The sequence below is a fragment of the Methanomassiliicoccales archaeon genome (assembly GCA_036504055.1).
Classification (GTDB): Archaea; Thermoplasmatota; Thermoplasmata; order Methanomassiliicoccales; family UBA472; genus DASXVU01.
Genome location: DASXVU010000042.1, coordinates 14,112 through 33,869, shown reverse-complemented (window position 1 = coordinate 33,869; position 19,758 = coordinate 14,112). Strand labels below are relative to the sequence as shown.

20 protein-coding genes are annotated in these 19,758 nt (G+C 53.7%); 14 read left to right on the top strand and 6 right to left on the bottom strand.

Features of this window, described 5'->3' with window-relative positions; genetic code table 11:
• Positions 1-460 precede the first annotated feature (460 nt).
• A complete protein-coding gene (locus VGK23_10130; protein ID HEY3420899.1) occupies positions 461-1,882 on the bottom strand; it encodes a M20/M25/M40 family metallo-hydrolase in 1,422 nt (473 codons plus the stop codon).
• Positions 1,883-2,295: 413 nt separating this feature from the next.
• On the opposite strand from VGK23_10130, the gene VGK23_10125 reads away from it, so the two are divergent.
• Positions 2,296-2,850 carry a hypothetical protein gene (locus VGK23_10125; protein ID HEY3420898.1) on the top strand — a complete coding sequence of 185 codons (555 nt, stop codon included), beginning with the start codon at positions 2,296-2,298 and terminating at the stop codon, positions 2,848-2,850.
• A gap of 202 nt (positions 2,851-3,052) precedes the next feature.
• Here the strand turns inward: VGK23_10125 and VGK23_10120 are convergent, their stop codons facing one another.
• Positions 3,053-4,066, bottom strand: a complete 1,014-nt coding sequence (locus VGK23_10120; GenBank protein ID HEY3420897.1) for a phosphate uptake regulator PhoU — start codon at positions 4,064-4,066, stop codon at positions 3,053-3,055.
• Between the two features lie 269 nt (positions 4,067-4,335).
• Between VGK23_10120 and VGK23_10115 the strand changes: the two genes are divergently transcribed.
• From VGK23_10115 to VGK23_10080, 8 genes are all read left to right on the top strand, one after another.
• The gene (locus VGK23_10115; protein HEY3420896.1) at positions 4,336-5,382 is read left to right on the top strand and encodes a substrate-binding domain-containing protein; all 1,047 of its coding nucleotides are present in this window, start codon (positions 4,336-4,338) and stop codon (positions 5,380-5,382) included.
• A gap of 75 nt (positions 5,383-5,457) precedes the next feature.
• The gene (gene pstC, locus VGK23_10110; GenBank protein ID HEY3420895.1) at positions 5,458-6,363 is read left to right on the top strand and encodes a phosphate ABC transporter permease subunit PstC; all 906 of its coding nucleotides are present in this window, start codon (positions 5,458-5,460) and stop codon (positions 6,361-6,363) included.
• Complete coding sequence (gene pstA, locus VGK23_10105) at positions 6,360-7,220, top strand: phosphate ABC transporter permease PstA (GenBank protein ID HEY3420894.1); 861 nt, start codon at positions 6,360-6,362, stop codon at positions 7,218-7,220. Before pstC ends, pstA begins: the two co-directional genes overlap by 4 nt.
• A 2-nt stretch (positions 7,221-7,222) precedes the next feature.
• On the top strand, positions 7,223-8,032 hold the full coding sequence (locus VGK23_10100; GenBank protein HEY3420893.1) for a phosphate ABC transporter ATP-binding protein: 810 nt from the start codon (positions 7,223-7,225) through the stop codon (positions 8,030-8,032).
• 1 nt (position 8,033) lies between these two features.
• Entirely contained in the window at positions 8,034-8,795 is a 762-nt protein-coding gene (phoU, locus tag VGK23_10095) for a phosphate signaling complex protein PhoU (GenBank protein HEY3420892.1), read from the top strand.
• 95 nt (positions 8,796-8,890) lie between these two features.
• Positions 8,891-9,331 (top strand): carboxymuconolactone decarboxylase family protein, encoded by a 441-nt coding sequence (locus VGK23_10090; protein HEY3420891.1) that lies wholly within the window; start codon positions 8,891-8,893, stop codon positions 9,329-9,331.
• A gap of 200 nt (positions 9,332-9,531) precedes the next feature.
• Positions 9,532-9,828, top strand: coding sequence for a hypothetical protein (locus tag VGK23_10085; GenBank protein HEY3420890.1), 297 nt, complete (start codon positions 9,532-9,534; stop codon positions 9,826-9,828).
• Positions 9,829-9,966: 138 nt separating this feature from the next.
• On the top strand, positions 9,967-10,845 hold the full coding sequence (locus VGK23_10080; protein HEY3420889.1) for a sulfurtransferase: 879 nt from the start codon (positions 9,967-9,969) through the stop codon (positions 10,843-10,845).
• On the opposite strand, the gene VGK23_10075 is transcribed toward VGK23_10080, so the two are convergent.
• Both VGK23_10075 and VGK23_10070 read right to left on the bottom strand, forming a co-directional pair.
• The gene (locus tag VGK23_10075) at positions 10,846-12,045 is read right to left on the bottom strand and encodes an isocitrate/isopropylmalate family dehydrogenase (GenBank protein HEY3420888.1); all 1,200 of its coding nucleotides are present in this window, start codon (positions 12,043-12,045) and stop codon (positions 10,846-10,848) included.
• A gap of 778 nt (positions 12,046-12,823) precedes the next feature.
• Positions 12,824-13,111 (bottom strand): hypothetical protein, encoded by a 288-nt coding sequence (locus VGK23_10070; GenBank protein ID HEY3420887.1) that lies wholly within the window; start codon positions 13,109-13,111, stop codon positions 12,824-12,826.
• 416 nt (positions 13,112-13,527) lie between these two features.
• Here VGK23_10070 and VGK23_10065 point away from each other — a divergent pair, with 416 nt between their 5' ends.
• Both VGK23_10065 and VGK23_10060 read left to right on the top strand, forming a co-directional pair.
• Positions 13,528-13,893, top strand: coding sequence for a hypothetical protein (locus VGK23_10065; GenBank protein ID HEY3420886.1), 366 nt, complete (start codon positions 13,528-13,530; stop codon positions 13,891-13,893).
• 218 nt (positions 13,894-14,111) lie between these two features.
• Complete coding sequence (locus VGK23_10060; protein ID HEY3420885.1) at positions 14,112-15,260, top strand: CBS domain-containing protein; 1,149 nt, start codon at positions 14,112-14,114, stop codon at positions 15,258-15,260.
• Here the strand turns inward: VGK23_10060 and VGK23_10055 are convergent.
• Positions 15,248-15,697: a YbhB/YbcL family Raf kinase inhibitor-like protein gene (locus VGK23_10055; GenBank protein ID HEY3420884.1), complete on the bottom strand. Its 450-nt coding sequence runs from the start codon at positions 15,695-15,697 to the stop codon at positions 15,248-15,250. The genes VGK23_10060 and VGK23_10055 overlap by 13 nt on opposite strands.
• 146 nt (positions 15,698-15,843) lie before the next feature.
• Between VGK23_10055 and VGK23_10050 the strand changes: the two genes are divergently transcribed.
• Genes VGK23_10050 through VGK23_10040 form a run of 3 tightly spaced genes read left to right on the top strand, consistent with a single transcriptional unit; the run spans position 15,844 to position 18,784 of the window.
• Entirely contained in the window at positions 15,844-16,845 is a 1,002-nt protein-coding gene (locus tag VGK23_10050) for a cobalt-precorrin-5B (C(1))-methyltransferase (GenBank protein HEY3420883.1), read from the top strand.
• Entirely contained in the window at positions 16,842-17,426 is a 585-nt protein-coding gene (locus tag VGK23_10045; protein ID HEY3420882.1) for a cobalt-precorrin-7 (C(5))-methyltransferase, read from the top strand. The genes VGK23_10050 and VGK23_10045 overlap by 4 nt, the downstream gene beginning before the upstream one ends.
• Positions 17,423-18,784, top strand: coding sequence for a cobyrinate a,c-diamide synthase (locus tag VGK23_10040; protein ID HEY3420881.1), 1,362 nt, complete (start codon positions 17,423-17,425; stop codon positions 18,782-18,784). Before VGK23_10045 ends, VGK23_10040 begins: the two co-directional genes overlap by 4 nt.
• A 55-nt stretch (positions 18,785-18,839) precedes the next feature.
• On the opposite strand, the gene gpmA is transcribed toward VGK23_10040, so the two are convergent.
• The gene (gene gpmA / locus VGK23_10035; protein ID HEY3420880.1) at positions 18,840-19,577 is read right to left on the bottom strand and encodes a 2,3-diphosphoglycerate-dependent phosphoglycerate mutase; all 738 of its coding nucleotides are present in this window, start codon (positions 19,575-19,577) and stop codon (positions 18,840-18,842) included.
• Positions 19,578-19,758 lie beyond the last annotated feature (181 nt).

Below are 19,758 nucleotides of genomic sequence, written 5' to 3'. Positions count from 1 at the left end.
GCTCAATAAAAAAACTCCTGCCTCTTGAAATAGGGTTCAATGTCAACATCCTTAAACGCTAAGGATCGGGACTTTGGAGAATGATTGTTATGCTCCCATTTCCAGCAGACAACAGCATATGTCCAGACTGTAGGGGATTAGGCAAATGCCACTGGTGCAAAGGTTATGGAAAAAGAATAGATCACACTCATCCCAGCACCGGTAGTTGCGCTCGATATAACGCTCTGGCTTGTGTAATGGTTGCAAGGGTGCTGGAAGCAATAAGTCAAGTTGGCGGAACTTGTAATCTTTGAGAGATCCTCGCAAATGAACGACCAGGTCTTTTATGCAGTCTATCTGCCCTGACCACATGGCCCGTCCTCGGTGGTCTGAATATGACCAACCAGCCCCTCATGATTCATCTGTTCGACACATATGGTATATCAAAGAATTCAATTCGTATGGTGAATAAGGTTGGGTCCTACGCACCCTCCAGCGGCTCTGCACCATCGATCAAGGTCAATATGGTCTCAAAGGTCTTTTCCAGATCGTTCAGGGTCACGTATTCCTGATCAGATTGCGAGTTGGCGATATTTCCTGGCCCACAGAGCACGATCTTTGGGTTGGCAGAGACTATCTTGCCCGCCTCGGAATGGATCATCTCAAAGACCGGCTCAGTCTTTGTCAGCTCGGTCACCGATGCAACGAGATCATTGGTCCGGTCGAACTCCGCCATTTCGCTTCTGCAGAGGATCTCGACGTTGTGTTCAGTTTGATCAAGTATGCCCTCGATAATAGATATCGCGAAATCGGTGGTCTCCCTGGTCTCTATTTCCAGAACGACCCCGCAGGATAATGCAGGTGCATACGGCATCCTCTTCTTTCCGCCGCGTATCAGTCCAGTTTTCACCGACAACCTTTCTGGCGAACTCTCGATCTCATTAGTGAGCCCCTTCAGGAAGGACGCCATCTTCATCACGGCCCCGTCCCCATAAGTTGTGACGAGAATCGCCGCATATCCGTACTGACCGACGACCGATCTCATACTGGTGGGCGCGAGCATCAAGATCCCTTTGCTTCGCCGGATCAGGGAGTCATCGGCCAGCGATTCCGCTCCTTTCTGCTCTCCCAGCGAATCCGTGGTAAGTACGATGGAGAATGGCACCTGCCAGGAGACCAATCTGTTGGATACGCAGATCATTGTCGCCACCGCCCCTTTCATGTTGGCCGCTCCGCGACCATTGACCATGTCACCCTGAATATTGCCTTGTTTCTTCCGTTTCATTCCTGCAAGGCGTTCTGTATCCAGATGTCCCCAGAGGACGATTCCGCCCTCTCCCTTGTTGGCCACGACCACCGGAGCGCCTCCTTCCTTGCTTATGGTGACCTCCATTCCCGCTCCGGTCAACTTTTTGACCGCATACTCGACCGATGCCATTCTTCCCTTCTTCTTGGAACCATTCATCTGCAGTAGGTCGACGGTGGTCTGCTGGATCTCCTTGAGGTCCGCCATGGTGCAAGATAGGTTTCGCTCGGGCCTATGGATGCCAGGTCCTTCGACGACTTCGTCATGGGGGGTCTCTTCTTCTGTGGCCGGAATCGCTGCCTCTTCCTCCATGGGTTCGACGTTTTCCTGGGTTTCCTCTGGTGCTTCAGGCTGCTCCTCGGAAATATTCTCGGATGCTTCCTCTGTCGACGAAAGGGCTTTCTCCCAAAGTTGGACGGTTCTCGGTCCCAATCCTTTTACGGCCGAGATCATGGATGACGTCCGTTCGGTGTCCGACAGAACCTGCCTTAGGTCTTCGATGCTCGTCACCCCAAATTCCGCCAATGATTCTGTGAAATTGTCCTTGTAGTTCGGTAAATTCGAGAGCTCTTCAATAATTCTCTTCGAGTACTCCATCTGCTTTCCCCTCTGTCAACGGATAAAAAAATAGATTGAGCGTTCCTTATATAGCCTTACCTCCGAATGAGGTATATTCCTTACAAATTATCTATATAAAATAAATACAAAGCCAGGCAACTATTCTTCGTACTGAACCGTTCCCCTTTGAATTCTCACCCTTCTTTTTTGCGATCATTTCTGATAATGCTGGTTGCAGAAGACAATGCGGATTTGGTAAACGAGTCCACTGACGGTCAAGGAACAAACGTCGTCACAAAGTATCTGTTTTCAATGCAATTTGATTCTAAACATCTGGCTTTGGATTCGTGGGTACCGTTCAGTACCAAGTCATCGCTGTAAGTATTCTATTTTCACATAATGAATACGGAGGGGAACCATTATGATTGCTTCATGGTTGTTCAAAATGTTCCATGAAAATGAACATCGAGGACACCGTCGCCGAAGTATCTGGTAACCTTAAGCTGATGATCCAGGATATGGACTCTGGATCGCATGTTCCAAGGCCATTGCCCCTGGACCGGCTCAAGAATTGGGCACGGGAAGGTTATCAGGAGATCTACCGAGAACAAGCCCTGACAATAATCGGGAAACTGAACCTGAATGAACCGGTGTCCGCTGATGAGTCCAAGCTCGTTGAAGAATGGATGGTGGGGGACATCGAGCTGTATTGGGGGATTGAAGTTCATTATGAGGAATGGAAAAAGGAGGTCCTCGACCTGATCGCCCGGTTGGAAGGATGCGATCATCCCGATGTGAAAGGCGAAGTAAAGTGCCTTTTGGACATCCAGGCAGTGATCATCGAACTGGAACATGTGCTTCGCGATATCGACCACTACCGATACGGGGTGGACCGAATCAGGAGATTCCGCACCTTCGTGGGTCGGGACATCAATAACATGACCCATGAAGACAAGGTCAAGCTGGCGGAATACATGAAAAGCATGGTGTATTCTGACTCCATATAAGAGCGATGAGCGGATCGTCAGCGATCAATAGATAAATATCTTACCGGACCAAGCCCATTCTTCCCCACACCTTTGCGGAAGTCTGGCAGCAATCGTTCGTCAGATTCGAGATTCTATTCTTCCAATGACTCGACCATTCGAGATATGGCGAGGTTCGAAATCTGGGGATGACCGAACAATTGATGGATCTTATTGCCGGCGTTCAGTCCTTCTTGTTCATTGCCCCATTGATCGCAACCTCCGAAACGTCCATCGAGTACATTGTGGTCCTGATGATCGAATCGATGACATTGGTTGCCACCACCGCCGCCTTGTCGGTGGGCATGCGTATTTGGGTGCTCAATTTTTCTAGGTTCTGGACGAGGATGTTTCCGGCATCTATGGCCGCATTGGCCGACCCGATGTCCTTCAGGAAGAAAGCTTGTATCGACCTATCAAGCACTTCCAACGCTTTTGTAGAAAGCTCCTGGATCGTTCCCAGTCCGTCCATTTTCACCTTGGAATCGGACGCCATGATCACATTCTTGGCGATCTTCTCAGCGTGGTCGCCGATGCGCTCAATGCCCCTTGCCACGAGCATGAGGTTCATCCCTTCATAGATATCCACACCGATCCGCTCTCCAAGCTTCCGGTCCTTGATAATGAGATTGTATTGCTTCACCGTCATCCAGTAAAGACGGTCCACGTCCGCATCACGGTCCATGATGTCGTGGGCCATGTCCACATCTCCGTCTTTGAACGCCTCCATAGCGTCCTTGTGCATCGAGCTGACGATCAGATGCATCCTGCGGACGCACTTTTCCTGAGGCAGTTCGACCGGGTCTGAAAGGTCGTGAAGGACGACACTGTTGCTGGTCTCCTCGATCACCTCCGGTCCGATGACGAGCCTCGCAAAGTCCTTGATGGCGTGTTTGATGTCGTGGTCTATACGATCCTTGGACCTTACCTCTATGATATTATAACCGGCTAGATAAGCCCCGATCAGCTTTCTCGTGAGATGTTCTTCCGACTCCTCTTTCTCAATTCGGATGGTCTTCCTGGTCGGTTCCCTTTTTCGATCGCTCCTTGGGTCAACACAGACAGTGCCATCCGGCATCAACTGCATCCCGACCGGATCTCCGGCCTTGAGACCTTGCGAGTCTATCCAGTCCTTAGGCAACGATACCGTCATCGTTGAAGCACCGGTCTTTTGTATCCTACGTATATCCACGGACATTCACCTGTTGCAAGTCGAAGAATATGTTATCTAGGTATTGTACTTACAATATATACGATATTGACTTGACTATATACAATATAGCAGTATATGTTCTACTTCGAGAATGTATATAAACACACTCTCTTTGTTTTATTTCCCGGAATGGTGTCTGAGTGGAGAATAAGGTGTCTATGTACATCACGTCGGTCGGTATCACGAGCAAGACGTATCTTCCGCGAAACAAGGATCAGGCATCCCATTTCATGAACCAGTAATGGTGAGTCAATATGGAAAAAAAAGTCATGTACATATCAGTGGCGGTGATTGCCATTCTGTTGGTCGCGGGAATAGGGGCCGCCCTGTTGCTCTCGAACAACAGCAGCAATTCAACGCCAAGCATTAAGATTGTCACGATCAAAGCGACCTCGAGCTCGACCGCCTATTCCCCGTTGGACCAGGCTGCCGTATTAGAGTACGCCAATAACAGCGCGAACGGAGGCTATCCGATTTCCAGGTACCTGTACCTGTACACCCATGGAAACGTCACCACCCTCACCGGCGCTGAGATCTCCTGGCTGAACTGGATCCTGACAACTAGCAAAGGTCAGAAGAACGCCAGTGACGCTGGGTTCTACTCACTGCCCTCTGACATACAAGCGGCCATGCAGGCCAAGCTTGCCGGTACTACCGGAACATCGACCGGCTCCATAGTGCAGTCCGGTTCGACCACCATGTTGGAGATGGCGAACCTTTGGCAGGCGTCGTTTGCCAAGGACTACCCTGGCATAACCATCTCTCTGAACTTCCCGGGAAGTGGAACGGGCATACAGAACCTGAAAGAAGGCAAGTGCGACATAGCACAAGCGTCCAGGGCCATAAAGGCCTCCGAGCTTGTCAACACCACCGACCCTAGCTACCAGCCGATGGAGTTCAAGGTCGCGGTCGACGGGATCGCCATCATCGTCAACAGCGACAACAGCATCACCTCGCTGACCATTGACCAGCTGAGGCAGATCTACAACGGGAACTACACCAACTGGAACCAGGTCGGAGGAAAGGACCAGGCAATAGTCCTCTACGGCCGTGACTCATCGTCAGGCACGTACGACTACTTCCACAACACCACCATGGGGCAGCTGCCGAGCGCCACGATGCAGCAGTTCTCCTCGACCGCTCCGATCGTCCAGCAATGCAAGGACAACAAAGGAGCGATCGGGTATGTCGGAATCGGTTATGCCAAGGAGGCCACAACCGCTTCCCAGACAGTCATGGAAGGCGGGAACAGCATAATCTCTCTGATCCAAGCAGCGGAGATTAGGCTTTCCAGGGATTAAATCAGACCTGCCGAACGCAGCAAACCCATCAAACCTTTTCATCATCTTTCCTATGCTATCATTTGAGGTCTCCTAATGAGCCTGGATCTTACCACCAGTAGCCGCAGCCGCACTTCGAGGATCACCGAGTTCCTGATAGAGAAGGGACTTCTGGTTTTCGCCTCGATATCCATTTTCACCTTGGGTGCGGTCTTCGTTTTCCTATTAACACAGGCCTACCCGTTTTTTGCTCAGGTCTCCACATTGGATTTCCTGACCGGGACCCAATGGGCCCCCGCCGCCGGTTTCTTTGGCGTGCTGCCGCTCTTAGTGGGAACCCTTCTGACGAGCGCAGTGGCGGCGCTCATTGCCATCCCCATCGGCATCGGCTGCACCATCTATCTGGCCGAAGTGGCCCACCCCACCATCAAGAGATATCTCAAACCGGTCATCGAGCTTCTGGCTGGTATTCCGTCCATAGTCTTCGGTCTGTTCGCCATGCTGGTGCTATCCCATTTTGTCCAAGCCGTATTCAACACCGGGACGACCCTCAACGGCATGGTCGGGGCGATAGCCTTATCGATCATGATGATCCCGATTATGGTCAGCATATCAGAGGACGCCATGAACTCCGTTCCTGGAAGCCTGAGGGAGGCGTCGTTGGCTTTAGGCGCCACCAAATGGGAGACCATCAAGGGAGTGGTGATCCCGGCGTCATTGTCCGGGATAGTGGCCGCCATCATCTTATCGTTTGGACGGGCGATAGGCGAGACCATGACCGTGCTCATGGCCACCGGAAGTGCCCGGCAGCTAACCACCAACATCTTCAATCCGATGGAGACCATGACATCGGCCATCGCCCTGGACATACAAGAGGTGGCCAGGACCGAGATACATTACAACGCGCTCTTTGCCGTTGGCCTGCTATTGTTCATTCTGACGTTCGTCATCAACCTGGCCGCGGAAGTAATCCTTAAGAAGTTCAGGGAGGCCTACGAGTGAACCGCAAGGAGAAGGAAGAGCTCTACTTCATGGCCTTCCGCGGCTGCGCCTGGTTAGTGGTCGGGATACTGGCCATCCTGATCGGTTTTATCCTGATCGGAGGCATAGGCAAGCTGAGCCTGGATTTCCTGACGCAGGCGCCCAAGATCGATACTCGCGGGTCAATGACCCAGGGAGGTATATTCCCAGCCATTGTGGGAACGGTCTATCTGATGCTGGTCGTCCTGGCGTTCGCCGTCCCCATTGGCGTGCTTGGGGCGGTCTATCTGGTCGAATATCAGGGAAAGAGCCGCTTCGCTAAGTTCGTGTGGATCATCGTCCACAACCTTGCCGGGGTCCCTTCGATCGTGTATGGTCTGCTGGGCCTGGGACTTTTGGTCGCCTACCTCCAGCTCGACCTGGGCATATTGGTCGCTGGTGTGACATTGGGCCTGCTGGTGCTCCCGGTCGTCATCGTCACCACCAGGGAGGCCCTGATCGCCGTCCCGTCCACGGTCCGCGAGGCGTCACTGGCAGTTGGTGCGACCAAATGGCAAACGGTGCGGCATCATGTCATACCATATGCCATGCCCGGAATACTTACTGGGACGATCCTTTCCCTGTCGCGTGCCGCCGGCGAGACGGCGCCCATATTAGCATTGGGAGCCACGGCGCTGGCGCCAGGCCTCCCATCGCTGTTCGGCCCGTACATGGCCTTGCCCTATCACATCTACATCATGTCCTCTCAATCGACGAACTCGGCGCTGACGGCGCCGATACAGTATGCATCGGCAATTGTCCTCCTCGCCATCGTCATCGGGATGAACCTCTTCGCGATCTATCTGAGAAAGAAATATCGGGATAAATACAGGTGGTAACCATGCCAGTCAAGATCAGCGTCAAAGATCTCAACGTCTTCTTCGACAAGAACCATGCCCTACGGGGCGTCAACATGGACATCAACGCGAACGAGATAACTGCCATCATCGGCCCTTCCGGATGCGGCAAGTCTACGTTCATACGATGCATCAATCGCATGAACGACCTGATCCCGTCCTGCACGGTCAAAGGGTGCGTCAAGGTGGACGACACCGACATATACGCCAAGGGTGTGGACGTGGTCGACGTCCGAAGGCACATTGGCATGGTGTTCCAGAAACCCAACCCGTTCCCGAAATCGATATTTGAGAACATCGCTTATGCTCCACGACTTCACGGCATCGACACCATCGACGAGAACGAGAAGGATCCCAAGAAGCGCAAGAAGAACCGCAAGATCACCAAGGAAGAGCTCAAGGACAATGTCGAATGGAGCCTGAAGCGGGCGGCACTGTGGGAAGAGGTAAAGGACCGGCTGGACAAATCGGCCTATGGGTTATCGGGCGGGCAGCAACAAAGACTCTGCATCGCCAGAGCGCTGGCTGTAAAGCCGGAGATCATTCTGTTCGACGAGCCCTGCTCCGCGCTCGACCCGATCGCCACGTCCAAGATCGAAGACCTGCTGATCGACGTGAAGAAAGATTTCACCGTTCTGATCGTCACGCACAACATGCAGCAGGCGGCCAGGGTCGCGGACAAGACCGCCTACTTCTATCTTGGCGAACTTATCGAGATGGGGGACACCAAGCAGATCTTCGAGAATCCGCAGAAGGATCTCACAGAGCAGTATATCACCGGGAGGATGGGTTGAAATGACTTCGAACATATCGTTCTTGCAGGAGATGGATGGGCTGAACCGGGAGGTCCGGGAGATGTCGGACCGGGCAAATGAGGCGATCGAGAAGGCGGTCAAGCTGATCGCCACCGGTGACGACGTCCTTATGAAGGACGTGAACAGACTGGACAAGGAGCTCTACCATTACGACAATCTGATCGAGAAACACTGCCTTGACCTGATCGCCCTCTACAGTCCGGTGGCAGGGGACCTGAGGACGGTCTCCGCCTGTTTGAAGATCATCGAGGATCTGAACCGGATAGGGCGTTATGCCCACGACATCGCCGAAGTGTCCGAGGTGTTCGAGGCCCAGGGCCATTTCACCAGGATGGTCAACATCCAGCACATGGCAGAGCTGGTCGTCGAAATGGTCCACGATTCCATCGAAAGCTTCACCAAGCGTGACTCGGTCATGGCCAGGGAATTGTTCGAACGGGACGATGAGGTGGACAGCCTTTATGACACGATCTTCCGGGAGATGCTGACATACATGATGGAGGACTCGAAGAAGATCACGGCAGGGATCAACTACGTCCTGGTCGCCAGGTATCTGGAGCGTATTGCGGACCATTCATGCAACATAGGCGAACGCGTCGTCTACATGGTGACCGGAGAGCGCATGGACCCGGCGGAGAGGAAGAAGGTCCTGAACAACAACCTGATCGCGCCCAATAAGGAAAAGGACGAAGGGGACATTGAAGAACCCGGTTCCAACTGGCACGAACTGTCGGAAAAGTAAGCCCCAAACGGCAAACATAATACGGCACCTCGAATAATACCTCAGGCAAGGTGACGATAAATATGGATGCATGTTCAAAAGATAAAGGGAAATGCATGAAGGCTGACGCGGCGGTCGACGAGCTCTCGGCAAGGATGGGCAATTTCGTGCCGCTCACCCTGAGCCATATCCAGAAGCACCACCCTGACCTGGCCATCCTGATCAAGGACATGGATGAGATAATGGAGTACAAGGGTGCACTGGACAAGAAGACCAAGCGCCTGATCGCTCTGGCCTGCGTCTCCGTCCGCATGTGCGACGACTGCATCTATCCCCAGGCCAAGGTGGCCAAGAACTTCGGTGCGATGCGCGAGGAGATCATGGAAGCGCTGTCGATAGCCGTCCTCACCGGTGGCGTCCCGACCTGGTCCAATGCGAAGCATGGCATCTCCAAACTGATGGCGGAGTGGGACGAAGAGGATGCAAAGATGGAAGAGGAGAAATCCAAACCAGCTCCCAAGGTCAAGAAAGCGGCACCCAAAAAGAAGGGGAAGTAAACATATCAGACGCCACAAGGCGTCATTTTCATTGCCCTCCAGATGCTTTATTGATCATGATTGTTACTTCCATTTTAATGCATTAGTTCGATTTCGCTATATTCCAATGATTTATATACTACTTTATTTGTCAGAGTTTCATCGGAGAAATGATTTTGGCAGGATACTCAGGAAAGTCAAAGTACAAAGGGCGAAGCACCGTGAACGATCACAACAAGCGCAGTTCCGATTTTACCAGGACCGCGATGTTGAACCAGAGGAAATTGCTGGCTTTCAAGTTTGACATGAGAGAAGCGATGAACTCCAAGGGGCTCGACCCAGCTTTGATGACCACATTCCTAGCCAGTGTCATAGCGAAAGGCTCCCGCCAGGGCATCCACGACGCCAAGGATTTCGTGCGGCAGACGGAGCATGAGGGGTATATCAGCAAGGAAGTAGGCGACCACGTCTGCTATCTTTTGGACCGGTACACAAAATACCAATCTCAGATCGTCTGAGATGCCTTCGGTTTTCGTAAAGTCAATCTGAGCTGCCAGCATCAATGCTGAACTTAACGGGTATAGGCATTGACCTGCCCGTGCAATCAGTTTTATTAGTGAATTGCTCCAATTATTTCCGCACAGGATTGTGGGAACATGATGACGGAATGTCCATACCCGAAAGGCAAATGCCGGATCAAGTGGGTCTCGACCGAATGGCTACAGGATCATTTAGACGACAATAAGATGATGATCGTCGACATCCAGCCTAACATCCACGATTACATCCAGGAGCATATTCCCGGAGCCGTCTATCTGGAGGAGGGGTGCCTCCGCACCTATTTCAAGAGGAGGCCCGGGGTATGGTCTCCTCCGGAGCAGATCGAGGCGGCATTCGGCCGGACAGGGATCAAGCCGGAGCTGCCAGTCGTGGTATACACCGGGGAGGGCCAGTATAAGCACTGGGGAGACGGTCTGGAACAGACCATGGCAGCGTACTCTCTGGTACGATATGGCCACGACAACGTGATGATCCTGGACGGGGGTATCGACAAGTGGCGGAACGAGAAGCGTGAAGTGACCAAGGTCTTCCCCGAACGAAATGAAACGGACTTCCTGGCGGAGGTGCGGGACGAATATTTCCTGGAATATCAGGAAATGAACGAGATCAAGGATAACGACGATGTGGTCGTTCTGGACGCCAGACCTGCAGCGACCTATGAGGGGCAGGGACCGTGGATAAAGCCAGGCCACATACCTGGAGCCATCAGCTTCCCATGGCGGAAATTAATGGCAGACGATAACCCGAGACAGCTCAAGCCCGACGATGTGCTGCTGGACATGATAGAAAAAGCGGGTATCACCAAAGACAAGTTGGTGATATGCTCCTGCGGCACTGGCCGGGAGGCGACCAACGAGTTCAACCTGTTCAGGTTCTACTTCCAGTATCCGCGTGTGAAGCTGCACGAGGGCGGATTCTCGGAGTGGGTCTCCTATCCGGAGAATCCGACGGTGACCGGAAAGTCACCCCGGTGATCAGGCCTGGAACCCATTCCATTTCTTTTCCAGGCCGGGATCGGCCAGGGTCTCGAGCAGATATCTCGAGAACTCTTCTCCGGTCGCTCCGTCCGAGCGGCCGGTCATCTTTATCCATTTCTCGTATTGGCAGCAGACGTCCAGTGCCATCTCGAGCCTGATAGCCTTGTCGACGAAGCCGATGTGGTTCAGCAGCATCGAGGCACCTTTGATGATGCTCGATGGGTCCGCAAACTGACCGCGGCCCTCCTCCACCATTCTCGGGGCCGAACCGTGGATGGCCTCGAACATGGCGTACTGCTTGCCGATGTTGGCGCTGCCGGCCGTTCCGACGCCGCCCTGGATCTGTGCGGCCTCATCTGTCAGGATGTCGCCGTAAAGGTTCGGCATGACCATCACCCGGAAGTCCTTCCTGCGGTATGGGTCGATCAGCTTCGCCGTCATGATATCGATGAACCAGTCATCCCAGGCGATGCCCGGATATTCCTTGGCGATGCGCTCCATGGTAGCCAGGAACTTGCCGTCCGTGGCCTTGATGACGTTGGCCTTGGTGACGGCGGTCACCTTCTTGATGCCGTTCTTCTTGGCGTGCTCGAACGCGAGCTGGATGATCCGGTCCGTTCCCTGCTTGGTGGCCACGCAGAAATCGATGGCCAGCTCGTCGTTCACATTGATGCCCCTGCTGCCCAGGACATAGCTTCCCTCGGTGTTCTCCCTGAAGAACATCCAGTCCACACCCTGCTCCGGCACCCGGACCGGCCTGACATTGGCGAAGAGGTCCAGCTCTCTTCTCATCGCCACGTTCGCAGATTCGATGTTCGGCCATGGATCGCCCTTCTTCGGAGTGGTCGTCGGTCCCTTCAGGACCACGTGACATTTCTTGATCTCATCCAGAACGTCGTCCGGTATTGCCTTGAGGACCTTGGCGCGGTTCTCGATGGTCAGCCCCTCGATGGTGACGAGCTCCACCTTGCCCGAGGCGATCTCGTCCTTCAGGAGCCTTTCCAGGACAGTCCTGGCATGACCGCAGATGTATGGTCCGATGCCGTCTCCCCCGACGATGCCGATGCGAATGGTGTCCAGCTTGGAGTAGTCCGTCCATTGCTCGGACGCTTTCATCTTCTCGATCCTTTCCAGTTGCTCGATCACAATCTTGGCGAAATGCTCCTTGGACTTCTCGATAAGTTTCGCATCGACCATTTCTATCCCGCCACTCGGTACGGGAGAGGTGATATTTTAGGTCGACTCAGTCGAACATACTGAATGTAAAAACAACCATCTCAAGATCAAGTTACCCGCCCAGTTTTCGTCATTAATGATACAGAAGGTTCATTGAATCCGGGGCAGTATCAAATCTGGAAGGTTTGGAGTCCTGATACCGGAATCAAACTCTCTTTCTAAATGATCCGGAGAATACAGAGATCACTCACAGGCGAGCCTGTTGTCGATGATCCGAAGAACTCGTTCGCCCATATCCGCGGCATCCTCGATCAATTCAGGATCGATCCTACACGCATACGCCACCTTATCGCAGACCTCCCAAAGGTATCTGATAGCCCTTGATTCCGTCGGTTAAATGGCATCTGCATCGCACAACCTTTCCACCAGTTCTGGTACTTTGTTGTCGGATCCAAGATCGATATACTCCTTTTTAGCTAGAGCTCTCAACCGATCTTCGATCTTCATCGTCATCGAGGCCAACGGCGGGTCCATGTTCGATTGAACATACATGCTCCTCACTTCCTTCGCCTAAGAAAAGAGTGGAGAAGAGCATATTTGATTCTATCCATATCGGAGAATGTGAATTTCGAATTATATATACTATATATAGAATATTTACACAATTATTGGGTATTGTCTTGACAATACCGAATTATCGCGGGTGAAGGTACACGGTCTCGACTCAGACCGATTATTGTTCTTTAGCCACCGAAATAACGGCCATCCGATGAGGATTTATAAGGCACTGTAGGAAGGCTCATTCCCCCAGTGACCTTCTCAGCATTGCTCGCTTGGTGTACAGTATCCCATCAATGGCATATTTTATACGTTCAATATCTGGATGTTCATTGACAGAACCAACATCCTTCAGCATTCTCTTTACTTCGGTCAGCTGATTGATCTCCGGTATGTTCTTTCCAAAATAGTTCGAATCGTAGATCAGTTTGTCGAGGGAATTGATCATCTTACCCACGGACCTGTGCACTTCCTCAGGATTCGCTTTCTGGCTAAGATCATCGGTATCGAGCTTTGTGCGGATACGCATCAAAACCCCCTCTATCCTTCTTCCAGTATATCCACCCGTCATGATCATTTCACCTTCTTTCCCGGTCGTGGAAAGCTGTCAAGATGCGGCCAGGATTCAAATCTTGGTCCGGTTAATAGTTTATCGTCATGGGATACAAATAGACAGCGTTCGAAACAATACTATGCTTCGAGATATGTACGAGCAATTACCAAATCTGGTCAGTATTGATACGGCTCTTGATATGGACCGACTTATGGTTGTTGCTGTGCATCATCGGTAGAAATTGGAAAATATCTGTCCTTTCGAACACTTTTGATATGTTGGACAAGGTTAACGAAGGATTGCCCATTTCCCCTCATTTTCTATGTTGATTAATGATATATGGCCCCGGGTGGACTGATACAAATCGTATGTGGTACTGCAGCCTATGCAACATGAATCTAGGTGAGGTTTCCGTCCCTAGCAAGGAGAATGACCATCCAACCTGCCCCTACTGTCATGGGGCGGTCGAAGAGGAGATTTCGATATTGGTGGATGTGATCGAGATAGAACCAAAGTCGGATCGTTACCTCGAGATCATTGAGAACATGTCGGAACTGGCGGTGAATCGATTGTTCGAGATCATATCCAGGTCTCTTGACGATTCACCATACAGCGAATACAAAGAAGACATCGTTCATCTCATCAAGGATGCATTCGAGCCCAATGCAAAGATCGCCTATGCTGAGATAGCTCACATGATCTATGAGTGTCTCAGGCGCGCAGATGCAAAGTTCGACGCTCTTGCCTTGAGAGCATGAAAACGGGCTAAGTTGCACATCAAGTCATCAATCAATTCCCGCGGTCCTCCTGGCCTGATCGATTTCCCAGTGTCCTAACGCTTCTTTACCAAAGAATAATATCTCCATCGGTCGAATTTTCCCAGAAAGGATTGTGTTTGTCCATCGATGAAAACCATGGGGATCCAAGAGCTGAGAGATGACAAGAAATATCAACTGCCTGCTCTGAATAGCACGCCATGAGATGGTCTCTCCGTATCGGGCGTATCCTCGGCATTCCGATCTACCTTCACTATACCTTCCTGATCATACTGCCGTTCTTCGCCCTGGTCTTCGGTTTCTCGTTCTCCGAGTTCTTTGGATTCAAGATCGGATTCGACAATCTGGCAGTGGACGATGTGGGCAAGGCGTTGCTCGGCACCGTGGCCGCGGTCATATTCTTCGCCTCGATACTTATCCATGAACTGTGCCATTCCTATGTTGCCTTACGGAACCATTACAAGATCTCAGGCATAACGCTGTTGATATTTGGTGGCGTTTCTGAGATCGAGGAGCAGCCCGGAGAGGCCAAAGGCGAGGCCTGGATGGCCTTCGTGGGACCGGGGTCGAGCCTGGTCATCGGTGCGGTCGTCTCTTTGATGTACTTCCTCACCAAGGACCTGAGCGGAGGGGTCGAACTGCAGGCAGCCGTCCTCATGTTCAGTTTGATCGGTTTCTACAACCTTCTGCTAGGCGCGTTCAACCTGCTCCCAGCCTTCCCCATGGACGGAGGAAGAGTGTTGCGGGCGCTGCTCGCCCGGAGGGTCAGTTTCCTGAAGGCCACCAAATATGCCGTCGACATCGGGAAGGTGTTCGCTGTGGGCATGGGCATATTCGGGCTGCTCACGTTGAACTTCATCCTTATCCTCATCGCTCTGTTCCTCTATACCGGGGCGGAGGGGGAGTACCAGCAGACCAAAGTGACCTCTTTGCTCACCGGCATCAAGGTCGGAGAGATCATGACCCGGGAGGTGTCGACCGTGACCCCGGAGGAGACCGCGCATGAATTGCTGGCCAGAATGATGAGGGAGAAACACATGGGCTACCCGGTGATCGAGGGGGACAAGGTCGTCGGGATGGTGACCTTCCAGGATGTGACCCTGGTCCCAGACGCGAAACGTGACACGACCAGAGTTCAGGACATAATGAGCAAGCAGGTGATCCATGTGCCTCCTTATATGGAGGCGGTGGACGCACTGAAGGTGTTCAACGAGTTGTCCATCGGGCGGGTCGTGGTGTTGGTCGACGGTAAGCTCATAGGCATCCTGTCCCGCACCGACATGGTCCGGGCGATGGACATGCTGGCCGCAGGGCTCCGCCCCACCTCCGAGACGGCTCAGCGGACATAGGTGGCCATGGTCTCGCCTTTTTGCACCACATGGCCTTCCATTGCCCCTTCCAGCTCTGCCTTGATGGAACCGGGGGGCAGGTTTAGCATCTTGTCCAGAACATAGACCTTAAAGAAGTACCGGTGCGGTTTTTCACCCGGCGGGCAGGGGCCGGTATAGCCTACACGGTTCCCCGAGTTCTTGCCTTGGACTGCCGCGATCGGATGTGAGATGATCTTTTCCTTGGGCATGTTCTCCGGAATGGTGCCGACCGGGACCACATTCCAGATGACCCAGTGGGTGAACGTCCCCATCGGTGCATCGGGATCGTCAAGAATCATGGCCAGACACATCCCCTTGCCTCCGGTGATCTCCACCTTAGGCGACGTGTTCGCCCCGTCGCAAGTGAACTGTGACGGGAATTTGCTGAACTCCAGTTTGACCTTTAGCTCTTCCATGCTCGCACCGGATTTCAGTTGGAATTGCGTCCTTAAATAACTGTTGTCCGATGAAATGGCGTTAAGGCCAAGGCCCATGGGCAAGTTAGAAAACCTATGTAACCATACCGTCCATGTCCAGGGGCCAACCCGGAAGGTCGATGTGCATGAAGGATCCGGTCACAGGTTTTGAATATCCGGCAAAATGGTCGGAACTGATAAGGGACAAGGCGTGGTCGAAATTGGTCGAACAGGGCCTGGCCGTCCTCAACTCGAAGGGAGAGGTGCTCCGGAGGGGTTTCAGCACTGGAACTACCGCGGCGGCCGCCTGTAAGGGGGCGGTCCTGTCGCTGGACGGACCGGTGGAAACGGTCACGATAACACTGCCTAGCGGGATACGCATCGATGTCCCAGTCGTAGGGAACGAGGGCGCTGCATCCTGCCTTAAGTTCGCCGGAGACTACTTGGATGACCCTACGGCAAGGGCTGAGTTCGTCGCCGAGGCATTCTCCGAGGGCGAGGGGGTGCACCTGCTCCCTTGCGAAGGGATCGGGGAGTACGCCCTGCCAGAAGGATCGAAGGTCGCTGGCTCCCCAGCGATCAGCGCCAGCGCATTGGGGTCGATAGTGCTGGCGATCTCCCAGGCAAAGGAGGAGATCGGTATAAGGGGGGTGCGTGTCGAGCTTCACGTGGTGGATGGGGAGAAGATCGCCATCCGGACGGTCAATCCTCGTTTCGGCATCGATGGGGGCATATCAGTCCTTGGCACCACCGGCCTGGTGGATCCCTGGGACGATCACATCGAGGAAGGGCGGTTCGACAAGCTGACCGCCGATAAGGTCGTCCTCACAACCGGGAAGATGGGTCTCCGCATGTCCCGTCTGTTCTTCCCGGACCACGAGGTGATAATGGTTGGTCGTATGATGCTGGAAGCGGTGAAGGGTGCGCAGAACGAGGTGGTGGTGTGCGGACTTCCCGGCAACATAATCAGGGCGGTCGTCCCGCATGTGCTGGAGGAGTACGATCGGTCATCGTTCGACGATCTCGCCGCGTCCGACAGATGGAAGGAGGTCCTGGATCGAGTGTTCCAGCTCTATCGGGCGGTGAACCCTAAGGTCAGGATACTTTTGCTCGACCGATCAGGGAAAGCGTTGGGTGAACTATTATGATCGTGATAGGAGTGGGCTGTGGGCCGGGCATGATGACGGAAGAGGCCATTCGGCAACTGGCCAAGGCGCGGACAGTCTGTGGTTCGAAACGATCATTGGAACTGGCCAAGTCACATCTGAGAAAAGGGGCCAAGGTCATCCAGGTGGACGACTACGCCGCTCTGGACGAGGTGCCGGAAAATGCCGTCCTGCTATCCACCGGCGATCCCATGCTGGCCGGCTTGGGGCGCAGGGCGGAAAGGGTCATTCCCGGCATATCCTCGATGCAGGTCGCCTATGCCAGGCTGGGTGCTCCGCTGGAGAACACGGTGATCATGAGCGCCCACGGCAAGTATCATCCGATGGCATTGAGGAACGCAGCGGAGGAAGTGCTCCGGGGAAGGAATGTCTTCCTTCTCGCCGACCCTACCTTCTCGGTCAGCGAACTGGCCTCGAAGCTCGCATCCGCCAATTCGGAGTGCCGCATCGCGGTTTGCGAAAGACTGGGTTATCCTGACGAGAGGGTGCAGATAGGGACGGCACTTAATCCTCCAGAGACAAAGACCAACCTGTTCGTGGTCGTTGTGGGGGAATGGTCTTGATAAGCAATGTCCCCCGGATAGTGATGGCCGGTGAACGGAGCGGCGTAGGCAAATCGACGATCACGGTGGGGATACTTCTGGCGCTCAAAGCCAGGGGCTTGGCCGCCCAGCCGTTCAAGGTGGGCCCGGACTTCCTAGATCCGATGCACCACTCCATCCTGATGGACCGGAAATCCCGGAACCTGGACACCTGGATGTTCCCCGGCGCGGTGAAAGAGCTGTTCGTCCGCAGCAGCCAGAAAGCGGACATCGCGGTCATCGAGGGGGTCATGGGAATGTACGACGGGTTCGATGGGACCTCCGATGAGGGAAGCACCGCCCACCTGGCAAAGACTCTCGATTCGCCGGTCATCCTGGTGTTGGATGCCCATGCCTCGGCACGCAGCCTCGGGGCGGTCGCCCTCGGTTTCCAGGAATACGATCGAAAAGTGAACGTGGCCGCGGTCATCTTCAACAATGTGGCCGGGGAACGGCACCTGCATATGCTGGAATCGTCCCTCAGGGGGGTGGAATCCCTCGGCGGCATTTTCACCGTGGAGAAGGCGGCCCTGGGCAGCAGGCATCTGGGACTGGTGCCGGCCGAGGAGGATTTCGATCCCGCCCGCTACGATGAGATTCGGAAGATGGTGGAGGCGCGCATCGATATCGATCGGTTGATGGAGATCGCCAGGACCGCTGGGCCGGTGGAAGCGCCGACCGGGGATCTTTTCCCCAACAAAAAAGAGGTCGCCACCATCGGGGTGGCCAAGGATTCGGCCTTCAATTTCTATTACGAGGACAACCTGGATATACTGCGCTCGCACGGTGCAAGGATCGAGTTCTTCTCCCCTATGTCAGGGGAGGTCCCGGACGTGGACGGACTCTACTTCGGCGGCGGCTACCCGGAGGTGTTCGCCCAAGGGCTGGCGTCAAGCGCAGGCGTGCGTGAGAAGGTGAAACGGCTATCGGACGACGGAATGGCCGTCTATGCCGAGTGCGGGGGGATGATGTATGCCTGCAAGACGCTCCGGACCATGGACGGGAAGGAGCACCGCATGACCGGCATGTTCGACGCAAAGGTGGAGATGACCGGCAAGCTCCAGGCCCTGGGATATGTGGAGGCGAAGGTGATCAAGGATTGCGTCCTTTCTCCCAAGGGCGGCAGCGCCAGGGGACATGTGTTCCATTATTCGCACGTTTCCGAGACCTCGGAGAACGAGTTCGCATACGATCTGGACAAGCAGAAAGGGATATCGAAGAGCCTGGACGGCTTCGTCCGGGACAATTCGCTGGCATCCTACACCCATCTGCACTTCGGTTCGTGTCCCGGTTTCGCCGACAACTTTGTGAGGGCCTGTGCCGGATACCGACGTCGGTGAATGGCGGTCATAGAACGGGTGAGAACGCCCGTGTCTATCCAGGGGATGGCATGGCCTACTTCTTCGCCTTTCCCTGGGAGGCTACGCTGGCCATTGCCTTTTCCACCTCTTCCCGGTCACCAAGGTAGTAATGCCTCAGCGGTCTCAGGTCATCATCCAGCTCATACACCAGAGGTACTCCGGTCGGTATGTTCAGATTGACGATCTCCTCGTCAGGGACCTGGTCCAGGTATTTCACCAAGGCACGAATGCTATTGCCGTGGGCAGCAATGATAATCTTCTTGCCGTTGCGAAGCTGTGGGGATATGGTTCCTTCCCAGTAAGGAACGAATCGGGCAACGGTGTCCTTGAGGCACTCGGTGAGCGGGATCTCACCGTCAATGTCCGCATATCGGGGATCGTTGAAAGAACTGCGAACATCTCCAGGCTCCAGGGCTGGAGGGCAGACATCATAGCTGCGGCGCCACACCAGCACCTGCTTTTCCCCGAACTTCTCGGCCATCTCCGCCTTGTTCAGCCCTTGGAGTGCCCCGTAATGCCTCTCGTTCAGGCGCCAGGATTTCTGCTGCGGTATCCACATCAGCTTCATATCATCGAGCACGATCCACAGGGTCCGTATGGCCCGGGTCAGGACCGAAGTGTATGCCATGTTGAAGACGTATCCGTTCTCGGTCAGGAGTTTCGCGGCCCGGTGCGCTTCGAGGATGCCTTTCTCCGAGAGATCGACGTCGGTCCAACCGGTGAACTTGTTCTCTTTGTTCCAGACGCTTTCCCCATGCCTGAGCAGCACCACTTTTATCAATCCAAAACCCCCGAATGAACCCGAAATGCTCGACCGTTTAATGTACTTTCCCGATGCCGAAATATCGTAATGATCATGTTTTGTATCACGTTAGGTTTCTATATATTCCATCTTCATATGACACAATTCTAGGTGGTATGTGTGGGCATCAGTCCATTAGATACAGGTCACA

What these genes read in the sequence shown, in the direction of transcription:
- VGK23_10100 (HEY3420893.1), top strand. Translation starts at nt 7,223, where the DNA reads ATGCCAGTCAAGATCAGCGTCAAAGATCTCAACGTCTTCTTCGACAAG.
- VGK23_10115 (HEY3420896.1), top strand. Translation starts at nt 4,336, where the DNA reads ATGGAAAAAAAAGTCATGTACATATCAGTGGCGGTGATTGCCATTCTG.
- VGK23_10060 (HEY3420885.1), top strand. Translation starts at nt 14,112, where the DNA reads ATGAGATGGTCTCTCCGTATCGGGCGTATCCTCGGCATTCCGATCTAC.
- VGK23_10130 (HEY3420899.1), bottom strand. Translation starts at nt 1,882, where the DNA reads ATGGAGTACTCGAAGAGAATTATTGAAGAGCTCTCGAATTTACCGAAC.
- VGK23_10125 (HEY3420898.1), top strand. Translation starts at nt 2,296, where the DNA reads ATGAAAATGAACATCGAGGACACCGTCGCCGAAGTATCTGGTAACCTT.
- phoU (HEY3420892.1), top strand. Translation starts at nt 8,034, where the DNA reads ATGACTTCGAACATATCGTTCTTGCAGGAGATGGATGGGCTGAACCGG.
- VGK23_10045 (HEY3420882.1), top strand. Translation starts at nt 16,842, where the DNA reads ATGATCGTGATAGGAGTGGGCTGTGGGCCGGGCATGATGACGGAAGAG.
- pstC (HEY3420895.1), top strand. Translation starts at nt 5,458, where the DNA reads ATGAGCCTGGATCTTACCACCAGTAGCCGCAGCCGCACTTCGAGGATC.
- VGK23_10065 (HEY3420886.1), top strand. Translation starts at nt 13,528, where the DNA reads ATGAATCTAGGTGAGGTTTCCGTCCCTAGCAAGGAGAATGACCATCCA.
- VGK23_10070 (HEY3420887.1), bottom strand. Translation starts at nt 13,111, where the DNA reads ATGCGTATCCGCACAAAGCTCGATACCGATGATCTTAGCCAGAAAGCG.
- VGK23_10120 (HEY3420897.1), bottom strand. Translation starts at nt 4,066, where the DNA reads ATGTCCGTGGATATACGTAGGATACAAAAGACCGGTGCTTCAACGATG.
- VGK23_10050 (HEY3420883.1), top strand. Translation starts at nt 15,844, where the DNA reads ATGAAGGATCCGGTCACAGGTTTTGAATATCCGGCAAAATGGTCGGAA.
- VGK23_10075 (HEY3420888.1), bottom strand. Translation starts at nt 12,045, where the DNA reads ATGGTCGATGCGAAACTTATCGAGAAGTCCAAGGAGCATTTCGCCAAG.
- VGK23_10080 (HEY3420889.1), top strand. Translation starts at nt 9,967, where the DNA reads ATGATGACGGAATGTCCATACCCGAAAGGCAAATGCCGGATCAAGTGG.
- VGK23_10055 (HEY3420884.1), bottom strand. Translation starts at nt 15,697, where the DNA reads ATGGAAGAGCTAAAGGTCAAACTGGAGTTCAGCAAATTCCCGTCACAG.
- VGK23_10090 (HEY3420891.1), top strand. Translation starts at nt 8,891, where the DNA reads ATGAAGGCTGACGCGGCGGTCGACGAGCTCTCGGCAAGGATGGGCAAT.